Origin of the sequence: Actinoplanes lutulentus (genome assembly GCF_003259845.1) — a bacterium.
Taxonomy (GTDB): domain Bacteria; phylum Actinomycetota; class Actinomycetes; order Mycobacteriales; family Micromonosporaceae; genus Actinoplanes; species Actinoplanes lutulentus.
Window position 1 is genome coordinate 63,125 of record NZ_QLMJ01000007.1, and the last position, 12,010, is coordinate 75,134.

At 70.4% G+C, this 12,010-nt stretch carries 12 protein-coding genes; 7 read left to right on the forward strand and 5 right to left on the reverse strand.

The features are described 5' to 3' along the window. Positions 1–2 precede the first annotated feature (2 nt). Genes B0I29_RS17225 through B0I29_RS17235 form a run of 3 tightly spaced genes read left to right on the forward strand, consistent with a single transcriptional unit; the run spans position 3 to position 1,246 of the window. Entirely contained in the window at positions 3–425 is a 423-nt protein-coding gene (locus B0I29_RS17225) for a DUF6325 family protein (protein WP_111650018.1), read from the forward strand. 27 nt (positions 426–452) lie between these two features. Continuing rightward, on the forward strand, positions 453–917 hold the full coding sequence (locus B0I29_RS17230; protein ID WP_181557844.1) for a DUF6325 family protein: 465 nt from the start codon (positions 453–455) through the stop codon (positions 915–917). 5 nt (positions 918–922) lie between these two features. Then, a complete protein-coding gene (locus B0I29_RS17235) occupies positions 923–1,246 on the forward strand; it encodes an SHOCT domain-containing protein (RefSeq protein WP_111650217.1) in 324 nt (107 codons plus the stop codon). Positions 1,247–1,327: 81 nt separating this feature from the next. On the opposite strand, the gene B0I29_RS17240 is transcribed toward B0I29_RS17235, so the two are convergent. The 5 genes from B0I29_RS17240 to B0I29_RS17260 are packed head-to-tail and all read right to left on the reverse strand — an operon-like array spanning position 1,328 to position 6,575. Further along, the gene (locus B0I29_RS17240) at positions 1,328–2,374 is read right to left on the reverse strand and encodes a carboxylate-amine ligase (RefSeq protein WP_245972602.1); all 1,047 of its coding nucleotides are present in this window, start codon (positions 2,372–2,374) and stop codon (positions 1,328–1,330) included. A 13-nt stretch (positions 2,375–2,387) separates the two neighbouring features. Then, positions 2,388–2,864, reverse strand: a complete 477-nt coding sequence (locus B0I29_RS17245; RefSeq protein ID WP_245972579.1) for an RDD family protein — start codon at positions 2,862–2,864, stop codon at positions 2,388–2,390. Continuing rightward, entirely contained in the window at positions 2,861–3,328 is a 468-nt protein-coding gene (locus tag B0I29_RS17250; protein ID WP_146616806.1) for a hypothetical protein, read from the reverse strand. Before B0I29_RS17250 ends, B0I29_RS17245 begins: the two co-directional genes overlap by 4 nt. Beyond that, positions 3,325–6,063 (reverse strand): cation-translocating P-type ATPase, encoded by a 2,739-nt coding sequence (locus B0I29_RS17255; RefSeq protein ID WP_111650020.1) that lies wholly within the window; start codon positions 6,061–6,063, stop codon positions 3,325–3,327. Before B0I29_RS17255 ends, B0I29_RS17250 begins: the two co-directional genes overlap by 4 nt. A 14-nt stretch (positions 6,064–6,077) precedes the next feature. Next, on the reverse strand, positions 6,078–6,575 hold the full coding sequence (locus B0I29_RS17260) for a DUF6069 family protein (RefSeq protein ID WP_111650220.1): 498 nt from the start codon (positions 6,573–6,575) through the stop codon (positions 6,078–6,080). 161 nt (positions 6,576–6,736) lie between these two features. Between B0I29_RS17260 and B0I29_RS17265 the strand changes: the two genes are divergently transcribed. The 4 genes from B0I29_RS17265 (at position 6,737) to B0I29_RS17280 (ending at position 12,007) form a co-directional block, all read left to right on the forward strand. After that, positions 6,737–8,002, forward strand: a complete 1,266-nt coding sequence (locus tag B0I29_RS17265; protein WP_111650021.1) for a pyridoxal phosphate-dependent aminotransferase — start codon at positions 6,737–6,739, stop codon at positions 8,000–8,002. Between the two features lie 70 nt (positions 8,003–8,072). Then, positions 8,073–10,193: an ATP-binding protein gene (locus B0I29_RS17270; RefSeq protein WP_111650022.1), complete on the forward strand. Its 2,121-nt coding sequence runs from the start codon at positions 8,073–8,075 to the stop codon at positions 10,191–10,193. Next, on the forward strand, positions 10,190–11,392 hold the full coding sequence (locus B0I29_RS17275) for a GAF domain-containing sensor histidine kinase (RefSeq protein WP_111650221.1): 1,203 nt from the start codon (positions 10,190–10,192) through the stop codon (positions 11,390–11,392). The genes B0I29_RS17270 and B0I29_RS17275 overlap by 4 nt, the downstream gene beginning before the upstream one ends. A gap of 9 nt (positions 11,393–11,401) precedes the next feature. Continuing rightward, positions 11,402–12,007, forward strand: a complete 606-nt coding sequence (locus B0I29_RS17280) for a hypothetical protein (protein ID WP_245972580.1) — start codon at positions 11,402–11,404, stop codon at positions 12,005–12,007. Positions 12,008–12,010: the final 3 nt, after the last annotated feature.

Below are 12,010 nucleotides of genomic sequence, written 5' to 3' on the forward strand. Positions count from 1 at the left end.
CCATGGCATTCGGGCCGCTGGAACTGATGGTGTTGTCATTCCCCACCGACCGACTGAACGACGGCGTGCGTACGACCTTGGACCGGCTCGCGTCGGCCGGCGAGATGCGAGTCGTCGATGTCCTGGTGGTGCGTACCGATGCGGCGGGTGGCGCGTGCGCCGTGGAGCTGACCGAGATCCCCGGCCTGCGTGGCGATCGGACACGACTGGCCCGGCTGGCGACCGGGTTGATCACCGAGTCGGACATCGACGAGATGGCACCGATGGTGGACAACGAGACCGACGCGCTCGCCGTGCTTCTGGAACACCGATGGGTCCGTGACCTCGCGGGCCCGATAGCGGCGTCGCGCGGAAGCATCGTGGCGCTGACCCACATCTCGGGTGCGCCGGGACACGGCCGCGTCCTGACCGGCACGACGATCTGAGGAGAGCGATGAGCAGAAGGAGTACCGATGCCTGACGAACTTCTGGAGATGGGTCCCATCGACTATCTGTGCTTGGAGTTCCCCGACGGCAGCTTGAAGGGCGACGCCTTCCCGCTGCTGCTGGACCTGGTGGACCGCCACATCGTCCGGGTGCTCGACATCGCGTTCGTGCGCAAGAACCTGGACGGCACCGTGACCGCGGTGGAGGGCCGCGACCTCGATTTCGCCGAGCTCGGCGCGTTCCACGGCGCGGCCTCGGGCATGCTCGGTGGCGACGACCTGCGCGACGCCGGCGAGGTTCTCACCGCCGGCTCGGCAGCGGTGATCCTGGTGTACGAGAACACCTGGGCGGCCCCACTCGCCGTGACCCTGCGGCGCAACGGCGCACAGCTGGTCGCCGGCGGCCGGATTCCGGTACAGGCCCTGCTCGCCGCTCTGGACGAGACCGAGTCGGCTTTCGTGCCAGCGGTCTCCGAACTCGGAAGGCGGTGATCGGCATGCCACTGTTGAGAGGTATGGCCCGGACCGCGGTGATCGCGGGTACCGCGACCGCCGTCTCGAACCGCGTCTCCCGCCGCCAGGCCGGCCGCTGGTCCCGCCAGGCCGAGGACGAGCAGATGCACCAGCAGTACGAGCAGCAGCAGTACGCCCCGCCGCCGCAGCAACAACAGCAGTACGCGGCCCCGGCACCCGCGGCCCCGCCGCCCGACCCGATGAACGCGAAGATCGAGCAGCTGCGGCAGCTCGGTGAGCTCAAGGCCCAGGGTGTCCTGTCCGAGGCCGAGTTCGAGTCGCAGAAGGCCCGCATCCTCAACCGCTGAGAACCCACCGATCCAGCGCCGGCCGCCGTAGCGCACTATCGCGCGGCGACCGGCGCTCCCTTGTGCATCACCGGGACGACATCACCGGAACAGCATCACCGGGACGGTCTCCGCGGCGAGGGCGCCCACAAACCCGCTGGTCGGCCCGTACCTCTGGAAGAGCTGCCTCTGGCGCTCGGCGCCGGTCCCCTCGCGCCGCAGTCGCTCGACGCCCGCGTAGATCTCCGCGGTGTCACCCATCGCGTCCAGTTGCGGGGTGATCTTCTTGAGCAGCCGGGCCGCCTCGTCACCGGTACCCGAGGCACCTCGGGCGGCCGCCAGCAGCTGGTCGCTGACCAGCCGGCCGGCCGGCGGCAGCACCTTGGCCCCGTCCCGGATGTCATCGATCAGCGCTGCTACCAGGGCGCGCGTGACACCGGCGAAGAGCACGGTGTCGTCCACGCTCAGGCCGGTGTCGGCCACCCGGATCTCGATGGTCGGGTACCGGGCGGAGATCCGGCCCAGGAAGTGGACGCCGGCCGCGTCGATGGCAGTACCGGCGTCGATCAGCCCGCGCACGTCGTTGTCGTACCGCTCCGCGTCAGGCCAGATGCCGGGCGGCCGGAACGTCGGCCACCGCAGCTGGGTCGGATATCGGTAACTCGCCCAGCCCGTGTCGCCGGCGCCGGACACCGGCGAGTTCACCGTGAGCGTCAGCAGGGCCGGCAACCAGGGACGCAGCCGGGTCAGCACCGCGGCCGCCAGATCCCGGTCCGACACACCGATGTGGACGTGGCAGCCGCAGCAGGCGCCGGCCTCGGTCGCCGCGGGGAAACGCCGGGCCACTTCGCGGTACCGGCCCTGCTCGCTCAGCGCGTCCACCGGGCCGGCCCGGAACGGCGCCGCGCCGCTCGCCACCAGATAGGTTCCGCTCAGGCCCGCCGCGTCCGAGGCGATCACCCGCAGCTCGGTCAGTTCCCGGCGCAGCCTGTCCAGGCCGGTCTGCACCGAGGTCGTGGTCTCCAGCTGATATGCCATGTACTCCGGTTTGACCCGGTGGTCCCCGCCGAGGCGGCGGACCACCTCGGACGCCTTGGGCGCGACCGCCCCGTCCGGCTCCAGCAGAAAGAATTCCTCTTCGACACCCATGGTGAGCACGTGATCAGCGTGCGATCCGGCCCGTCCGGGCGGCATCGTCCTCGCTGGATGAGTAGGCCCGGACGACAGTGGTCCTCGCCACTTTGTCGTGCAACGCCTGACGCCGGCGATCCACGATCAGCCAGAGCGCACCGATGGGGAAGTACGCCAGCAGCACGGCCCGGACCAGCGCGGCGAACCAGCGCACCGGCCCGCCGTCGGCCCGCACCACGCGCAGCCCGAGCACCGCCATGCCCGGGGTACGGCCGGCGAGCAGCCAGAACAGCGCGCAGTAGACCACCATCACCGACGGCAGGAAGATCAGGTACGACGAGACGACGATCCGGCCGAGCTCCCGTGCCTCCGCGCCGACCACCGACGCGATCATCGCGAACACGGTGGCCGAACCGCCGGTCAGCAGGGCGACGAAGAAGGCGTCGGCGGCGTACGCCATCGCCCTGCTGACCAGGCCGCCGTAACCGGGCTCGCCGGTACTGGTCACGTTGGTTCGGAGGCACCACCGCGGCGGGTCATCCGCAGGGTGAGCCGGTCCACCGCCGCGTCACCGGCCACCGCGCCGCTGCGTACCCGGCCCACCATCTCGCCGACCACGGTGTCGCGCTGGCCGCGTACCAGGACCTGGATCCGTTCCGGTTCCTTCTCCAGCATGGCGAGGACCCGGTCCACCTGGATCTCGACGATGCGCTCCACCAGCGGGGACGTGGCGATCGCGGTCATCGCGGCGTCCACGGCCCTGGACAGGGCGCCCTGGCCTCGCCGGCGTTCCGCCTCACCCCGCCGGCGCAGCGCGTCGAACCGCTCCTGCACCAGGTCGGCCCGCGACCGCAGGGGTTGCTTCGGCGCGGCCGCCCGGAGCCGTTCGACCGCTTCGGCGGTGCTCTCGCCTGCCCGGACGGCAGCGCCGAGCGCCACGTCGCCGAGCCGGACCAGTCCTGGCACGCTCATCGCCTGCTCCTGTCTGCCCGGCTGCTTGCGGTGCGCCTGCGCAGCACGGCTTTGCGGATCTCGGTCGGCAGAATCACGATCAGGCCCGCGAGCAGGCAGATCAGCCATTGGCCGACGTCGAGGCTGGTGGTCTGGAGGATCTTCTGGAAGAAACCGAACTCGGTGGCCAGCACGATCGCCGCGGCCGACAGCCCGGTGGTGATCAGGAAACGCCGGTCGTCGAAGGTTTCCAGGCTGAACACCGACCGGATGTCACTGCGACACGTCAGTGAGAACGCGAGGTTGGCGATGGAGAACGCGGTCAGGCCGGCGGTACGGCCGGTCTCCAGGTCGAACTCGTTGTCGCCCCACCAGATCACCAGCAGCGTCGCGGCGGCCATCACCAGGCCGAGCAGGCTCAGCCAGCCCATCGCGGAGCGGCTGAGCAGCGCCTCGTCCGAGCGGCGCGGCCGCTGTTCCATGATGTCGGGGTCGGCCTTGCCGTAACCCAGGCCGACCGACTGGAAGACCTGGGTGGTGAAGTTCAGCCAGAGGCTCTGCAACGGCAGGAACGGCACGCCGGCCGCGATGTTGCCGATGCTGGCGGCGAGGAAGGTGACGATCATCCCGACCAGGACGCCCATCTGGAAGAAGATGTACTTCTTCAGGTTGGCGTAGAGCGAGCGGCCGAGCTCGACGGCCTTGACGATGGTGGCGAAGTCGTCGTCGGTGAGGATCATCGCGGCGGCTTCCTTGCTCACCTCGGTGCCGGTGATCCCCATCGCGATACCGATGTCGGCCTTCTTCAGCGCCGGCGCGTCGTTCACACCGTCGCCGGTCATCGCGACGATGTGTCCCTTGCGTTTGAGCACCTCGACGAGGCGTACCTTGTGCTCCGGTGTGACCCGGGCGATCACCCCGATGTCGCCGATCTCGCGGTCCGCCTCGTCGTCGCTCATCGCGGCGAACTCGGCGCCGGTGATGGCCCGGCCGCGGATGCCCAGTTTCCCGGCGATCGCGGCGGCGGTCACCGCGTGGTCTCCGGTGATCATGCGGACCTCGATGCCGGCCGCGTGCGCCTGTTCGATCGCGGCCCGCGCCTGCGGGCGGGGCGGGTCGACGATGCCGACCAGGGTCAGCACGGTCAGCCCGTCGAGCATCGCGAGCAGGTCGCCGTTCGCATCGAAGGTGTCCGGGTCGAAGTCCTTGCGGCCGGTCGCCATGACCCGCAGGCCCTGCTCGGCGAGCCGGGTGTTCTCCGCGAGGTACCGCTCACGGAACGCGTCGTCGACCGGGATCGGGGACAGGTCCTCCGGCGCCGGCGCCCAGGCGGCCCGGGCCAGAAGCTGGTCGGGTGCGCCTTTCACGAAGCAGCGGATCACCTCGCGCCCGCCGGCGCCGGTCATCGTGTGGAAGGTCGCCATCATCTTGTACGCGGCGTCGAACGGCAGCTCGGCCACCCTCGGATAGCGTTCCCGCGTCGCGGCCGCGTCCAGGCCGCCCTTCTCGGCGAGCACCACGAGAGCACCCTCGGTCGGGTCGCCGATCATCGTGCCGTCCCGGACCACCGCGTCCGAGGCGAGCGCCATCGGCAGCAGGAACTCCTCCAGCGGCACGTCCGGCTGGCCGGCCACCCGCTTGATCACGCCCTCGACGGAGTAACCACCCCCGGAGATCGTGTAACGCCGCCCCGGGATGGTCATCTCGGTCGCGGTCATCTGGTTCAGCGTCAGCGTGCCGGTCTTGTCGGAGTTGATCGCCGAGGTGGACCCGAGTGTCTCGGTGGACCGCAGCCGCTTCACGATCGCGTTCGCCTTGGCCAGCAGCTGGGTGCCGAGCGACAGGATCGTGGTGACCACGGCGGGCAGACCGGTCGGGATCGCCGAGACGGCGAACGCGACGGCCGCCGTGAAGACCACGTTGAACTCGTTGCCCCGGGCCAGGTTGATGATCACGGAGGCGAGCAGTGCGATGCCGGCGATCACCAGGATCTGGTTCGTCAGCTTGCTCAGCTGCCGGGTGAGCGGGGTGTCCGCGTCGCTCTCGGTCTGCAGCATCCCGGAGATCCGGCCGACCTCCGTCGACATCCCGGTCGCGGTGACCAGCAGGTCACCGGTGCCCCGGGTGACGTTGGTGTTCATGTACGCCATGTCGGAGCGGTCACCGAGAGCGGTGTCCTCCGCCGCCACCGGCGCGATGTCCTTCGCGACCGGCAGGCTCTCCCCGGTCAGCGCGGACTCGTCGATCTCCAGAGTCGCGGTACGCAGGAGCCGGCCGTCGGCCGGGACCACGTCACCGGCCTCCAGCTGCACCACGTCACCGGGGACCAGGTCCTCGGCCGGCAGCTCGACGAGCGTGCCGTCCCGGCGTACCCGGGCCTTGATGATCATCATCTTCTGGAGGGCGTCGATCGCGGCCGCCGCCTTGCCCTCCTGATGCAGGCCCAGCACCGCGTTGAGCAGGGTGAGCGCCAGCAGCAGGATGCCGGTGCCCCACTGCTTGAGCGGATAGAGGCTGCCCAGGCCGGCGCAGAGCAGGACGATCTGCATGGGGTCGGCGTACTGCCGGGCGAAGGAGCGCCACCACGGCTCCTTCTTCGCCTCGGCGAAGCGGTTCGGGCCGTACTTCTGGCGTCGCGCACCGGCCTCGGTCTCGCTGAGGCCGCGCTGCTGGTCGACCTGTTCGGCCTCCAGCGCCTCCGGGACGGAGAGGACGTGGAAGGCGGGCGCCTCCGGTGGGGTGGTCATGGTGGCCATCGGTCCGCTCCCCCTCACCGGTACTGCTGCGGATAGGGACGCGAGGCCTGGCGGGGTGGCAACACGATGGTGGCGGACCGGGCCACCCCGGCGACCAGCGATCCGATGGCGACGCCGAGGACGAAATTGAGCCCGGCCGTGTACATCCGGGCGCCCAGGCTGGCGTCCGTGACGAACGGCGCCAGCATCGCCACCACCGTGCTCAGCCCGACCACCCAGCCGAAGAACCGCATCGGCCGGGGCGTGGTGAGGATCAGCGCGTGCACCAGGCCGGTGGCGAGCAGCGCGGAGCCGGCCGCGCCGAGCGCGTACCAGCCGGTGCTGGCGTCGCCCCAGGTCCCCTGGCCCTTCGGCGCGAGGACATCGATGTCGAAGAGGCCGCGGCCGAGCAGGATGCCGGCGATGGCGATCAGGGCCGCGACGGCGGCGGTGGCGGCGCCCCCGGCCCAGAGCTTGCCCCCGGTCACCGTCGGGCGCGGCGTCGGGTCGAGCGGTGCGTTCATGCCGGTCATGCCGTCCTCCGAGGCTCGGGGATACCAGCCCCGAGCCTCATCGCGGAGGTCACCGCACGCCTCATCCGGCGTGGATGAAACAGCGGTCCGCTGAACGAATCCGGGTTCGGCCCCGTACTTGGTGGCGTTGGGGGCGGGACCGTCATCGAGGAGGAACAACCGTGGCACGGACCGGTATCGACACGTCGATCCTGCACAAGGGATCGCACAGCGCTTCCTACTTCGACCTGGCACGTGCGGCCGGAGAGGGTGCGGAGATCGTCGACTTCTGCATCCCGTGCAACCCGTACTTCCCCACCCCGGAGATGTTCGACGAGCTCACCCGGGACCTGAAGAGCATCCTGAAGTACTACCCGAGCGACTCGGCCACGATCACGAAGAAGCTGGCCAGCGTGCTGAACCTGCACCCGCAGACGGTCGCGATGGCGAACGGCTCGACCGAGCTGATCACCTGGATCGACCACCTGCTGGTGAAGGAGAGCCTGGCGATCCCGATCCCGACCTTCGGCCGGTGGACCGACCAGCCGCTGGAGACCGGCAAGCGGGTGGACATGTTCCCGTTGCAGGAGCGCGACGGCTTCCGGCTCGACCTCGAGGAGTACGTGGAGTTCATCCGGGAGCGCAAGTCCCGGGTCGCGGTGGTCTGCAACGTGAACAACCCGGACGGCAACTACCTGCCGCGCCGTGACGTGATCCGGTTCATGGACGCGCTCAGCGACCTCGACCTGGTCGTCATCGACGAGTCGTTCATCGACTTCTCGGACGCCGAGCGGTACCCCTCGGTCGGCCCGGACGCGGTGATCCGGCCGAACGCGGTGGTGCTGAAGAGCCTCGGCAAGAACTTCGGCCTGCACGGCATCCGCTTCGGGTACATGCTCGCCAACCCGGCCATCGCCGGGAAGATCGCGAAGATGCTGCCGAAGTGGAACCTCAACTCCCTCGCGGAGAAGGTCGTTCACATGATCTCCGACCACGAGATGGAGTACGAGGAGAGCCTGCGCCTGCTGAGCCGGGACCGCCGGTCGATGGCTCGCGAGCTGAGCCGCATCCCGGGCCTGACCGTCTTCCCGTCGCAGGGCAACTTCTTCCTGGTGAAGCTGCCGACCGAGTGGTCCGGTGTGGCGCTGCGCGACTACCTGGTCGCCAACCACGGCATCATGACCCGCGAGTGCGGCAACAAGCTCGGCATGACCAGCCAGTTCATGCGCCTCGTGGTACGCCCGACCGCCGACGTGGACCGCCTGGTCGACGGCATGATGGATTACGCCCAGCGCTTTCACAACCGCTCGGTCTACGACACCGAGCCGATGGAGCAGGCCGGTCGCCGGTGGGCCGAATCCTCGTACGAGGAGCAGCCGGACAACCTGGTCCCGTACCCCGGTCGCCGCGACCCGGAGTACACGGCCCGCCGTGCTGCCGTGAGCTGACCCGAAGCTCAGTTCGCCCCCTTTCCGGCCGATTGGTCCCTGGACGAATCGGTTCCGGGAAGGCGGGGGTATGACCTACCGCAGGTCGCTGGCGCGCACCGGGATCTTCGCGGTTGTCTACGCGCTCGCGACCTTCGCCGGGCGGGCCACCGTCATGGACGACGCCAACCTGAGCCTGGTCTGGCCGGCCGCCGGTGTGGCGGCGATCTGGTTCTGCCGGCAGCGGCACTCCCCGCTGCGCTGGGCCGACGCCGTGGCCCTCGGGCTGATCACCGTCGCGGTGAACACCGCGACCAAGGCCTCCACGCCGATGGCCGTCATCTTCGTGGCCGCCAACCTGGCGCAGGCCTTCGCGTTCGTGCGCCTGATCAACCACTGGCGTCCCCGGCTCTGGGGCGCCGGGGGTACCGAGCCGCTGCGCAGCCCACCGGACCTGTGGGCGTTGATGGCCGCGGCGTTCGGCGCCACGGTGGCCGGCGCCGCGGTCGGCCCGTCGGTGGCCTGGCTGGTGACCGGTACCTATTCGTGGACGACGACGTCGGTGTGGCTGTCCCGCAATACCGCGAGCATCCTGGTGGTCGGCGCGATCGGATTCTGCCTCGGTCCGTGGCTGGCCCGCGGTCCGGCGGCGTGGCGGGACTCCCTCAGGCGGCTGACGCGCGTTCCGGGCCGCAAGATCGCCGAGTACGCCGCCCTGATCGTCTGCTCGACCGCCGCCTATCTGGCCGGGTTCGCGTACAGCCACGGGCTTCCGCTGGCGTTTCTGCTGATCGGGGTCACGGTCTGGGCCGGCACCCGGCTGGCGACCTCGTTCGTGGTGATCCACAACCTGTTCGCCGGAGTCATCGTGGTGCTCTTCACCCTGGACGGGACCGGGCCGTTCGCGGACATCGGCAACCACGCGTCCCGGGCGGTCGTGGCCCAGCTCTTCGTGATGCTGACCGCGGTCATCGGGCTCTCCCTGGCCCTCGGCCGCGACGAGCGGTCCGCGCTGCTGGCCGAGCTCGCCGCCGAGAAGGCGGAGCTGGGCGAGCAGCGGGAACAGGCGTCCGAGCGGGCCGAGCTGCTCCGGGCGATCATCGACTCGACCGCGGACGGCCTCGCGGTGGTCGACGCCGACGGCCGGGTGACGCTGCGCAATCCGGCGGCCGTGCGGCTGCTCGGTGGTCAGACAAGCCCGGCCGGCGGCTTCTACCACCTCACCAGCCCGGCCGGCGGTTTCTACCACCTCAACGGCGTGCCGCTGGAGGACCACGAGATGCCGCACACCCGGGCGCTCGCCGGCGAGGACCTGGACGACGTGCACATCCTGGTCCGCAATCCCGGCGTGCCGGAGGGCCGGGTGATCAGCGTCCGGGCCGCCACGCTGGAGGACGGCGCCGGCCGGCGCAGCGCCGTGGTCCTCTTCCACGACGCGACGGCCGAGCGCCGGCACCGCGACGAGCTGACCAACTTCGCCGGGGTGGTCGCGCACGACCTGCTCAATCCGGTCACCACGATCGAGGGTTTCAGCGACTTCGCCGGTGAGGCGATCGCGGCGCTGCCGGACGGCCCGGAGGTCGAGGAGGCGCGCGACAGTCTGGCCCGGGTGCACCGGGCTGCCGGGCGGATGCGGGCACTGATCGACGGGCTGCTCGCGTACACGACGGCTCGTGATGCGACGGTCGCGACCGTTCCGGTCGATCTGGGTCAGGTGGTCACCGAGGTGACCGTGGCCCGGCTGGACGCGGCGATCGCGGCCGGCCTGCCGGTGCCCCGGTTCATCGTGGGTGATCTGCCGATGGTGCAGGCCGACCCGGTCCTGATCCGGCAGCTGCTGGACAACCTGATCGGCAACGCGGTCAAGTACACCGCGGCGGGCGTGACACCGGAGGTCACCGTCACCGCGCAGCCCGACGACGACCTGCTCCGGATCCGGATCGCGGACAACGGCATCGGCGTGCCGGCCGGGCAGCACGAGGTGATCTTCGGCAACTTCCACCGGGCCCACCCGACCGCCAAGTACGCCGGAACCGGTCTGGGCCTGGCGATCTGCAAACGCATCGTGGAACGGCACGGCGGCGCGATCGGCGCCGACGACAACCCGGACGGCGGATCGGTCTTCACCTTCACGATCCCGCCCGTTCCCGGATCCGCTCAGGTCAGCTTTTCCCGGGCCGAAGAGCAGTCGTGGGGGGAGCCGCGCCGATGATGAAAGACCCGGACGAACTGGCCCGGCTGACCGCTCTCCGGTCGTACCAGGTTCTCGACCGGCCTCGTCCCGTCGTTCTCGACGACCTCACCCGCCTCGCGGCGGGCATGTTCGACACCCCGATCTCCGCGGTCTCGCTGATCGACGAGGATCGGCAGTGGTTCGCCGGCCGGGTCGGGCTGGCCGAGGCGCAGACCCCGCTCGACGTGTCGTTCTGCGCGCACGTGGTACCGGCCCGGGAGCCGCTGATCATTCCGGACGCCACCCGGGACTCCCGCTTCGCGGACTATCCCAACGTGACCGGTGAACCGGGCATCCGGTTCTACGCCGGCGCTCCGGTGATCGACGAGGACGGTCACGTGCTGGGCGCCATGTGCGTCGTCGACATCGAGCCGCACGAGGTCAGCGACCGCCAGGTGGACAACCTGGTCACGTTCGCGAAGCAGGCCGCCGGGCACCTGTCCGCGGTCCGCGGCAGGATGCGGATGGCCGACCTCGGCGACGAACTGGCCCGCTCGGCGCAGCGCGAGGAGGACCTGGTCGCCACGATCACCCACGAACTGCGTACGCCGGTCGCGATCATCCAGGGCTATCTGGAGATCCTCGGCGACCAGGAGGGTCTCGCGGAGTACCGCGGGCTGATCGATCCGATCCACCGCAACGGCCGGCGTCTCGTCGACATGGTCGACCACATCCTGGCCGGCACCCGGCCCGGTGAGGCGCCGCTTCCGGCGCCGGCCGAGTCGATCGGCACTGTCGACCTGAGCACGGTGGTGGCGGCCGCGATCACGGCCTGCCGCCCGCTGATCCTGCTGCGCGGCGGTCCGGTCGACGTGGCGGCGTACGAACCGATCCCGGTCCATGCCGATCTCGCCCGCCTCGCCCACGCGGTCGAGCAGTTGCTCCGCAACGCTCTCTTCTTCACCCCTTCGGAAAAACCGATCATGGTACGCGTAGAGGCCGCACCCCATCCGGCCATCGAGGTTCGTGACGGCGGAGTCGGCATCCCGTCCGACGAGCTGCCGCTGATCTTCGACCGGTTCTACCGCGGCCGGTACGCCCGGGACCTGGCCGTGCCGGGTGTGGGACTGGGGCTGACGATCGCCCGCAACATCGTCCGGGCACACCGCGGCGATCTCATGGTGGAGAACACGACGGACGGTGTCAGCGCCCGAATCTCTCTGCCCGGCGCCCGCTGAGGATCCGGCGTGCACCGTTACGGTGAGCAGATGGACCCGCCCGGCGCGTTGAGCCTCGGCGATGTCGTCGAGGAGATCCTTCGCCGCCTGGGCGAGCAGAACAAGGTCGTCCCCGACTACATCGTCCGCGACGCCGTGGAGGCCGCGCTGGGGCGCCGGTTCCCGGAGACGGCGCTGAGCGACATCCGGATCCCGGCCGGCATCGCCGGTGAGCTGATCGACGGTTTCTGCGCCGGCGCCACCGCCACCGAGGACGACGCGGCCACCATGCCCGCGGTGCTCAGCGGCGACGAGACCGGACGGCTGGTCACCGCCCTCGGTCTTGCCGTACACGTGGCCGCCTTCAACCTGGACCGGGACCGCCTGCATGTCGCCCAGATCCTGAACGGCGCCGCGGCGGCGCTGGTGGCGCTCGGCGCCGCCGAGCGCGCGGCGCACGCCGACGGCACCTCCGCCGTGCTGCTCTCCCCCGCGACGCTGCGCACGGTACGCACCACAGCCGCCGGAGTGCTCCAAGGCATCGACCACCGGGGCTGGCAGGCCCGCCATCTCGACCAGGACGCCACCCATGCGCTGTTCACCGGGGTTCTCACCATGCTGGGCGCGGTGCCGTAAACG

Bases quoted from the DNA above. Each gene is read 5' to 3' on its own strand.
- B0I29_RS17225 (WP_111650018.1), top strand. From the start codon at position 3: ATGGCATTCGGGCCGCTGGAACTGATGGTGTTGTCATTCCCCACCGAC.
- B0I29_RS17230 (WP_181557844.1), top strand. From the start codon at position 453: ATGCCTGACGAACTTCTGGAGATGGGTCCCATCGACTATCTGTGCTTG.
- B0I29_RS17235 (WP_111650217.1), top strand. From the start codon at position 923: ATGCCACTGTTGAGAGGTATGGCCCGGACCGCGGTGATCGCGGGTACC.
- B0I29_RS17240 (WP_245972602.1), bottom strand. From the start codon at position 2,374: ATGGGTGTCGAAGAGGAATTCTTTCTGCTGGAGCCGGACGGGGCGGTC.
- B0I29_RS17250 (WP_146616806.1), bottom strand. From the start codon at position 3,328: ATGAGCGTGCCAGGACTGGTCCGGCTCGGCGACGTGGCGCTCGGCGCT.
- B0I29_RS17255 (WP_111650020.1), bottom strand. From the start codon at position 6,063: ATGGCCACCATGACCACCCCACCGGAGGCGCCCGCCTTCCACGTCCTC.
- B0I29_RS17260 (WP_111650220.1), bottom strand. From the start codon at position 6,575: ATGACCGGCATGAACGCACCGCTCGACCCGACGCCGCGCCCGACGGTG.
- B0I29_RS17270 (WP_111650022.1), top strand. From the start codon at position 8,073: ATGACCTACCGCAGGTCGCTGGCGCGCACCGGGATCTTCGCGGTTGTC.
- B0I29_RS17275 (WP_111650221.1), top strand. From the start codon at position 10,190: ATGATGAAAGACCCGGACGAACTGGCCCGGCTGACCGCTCTCCGGTCG.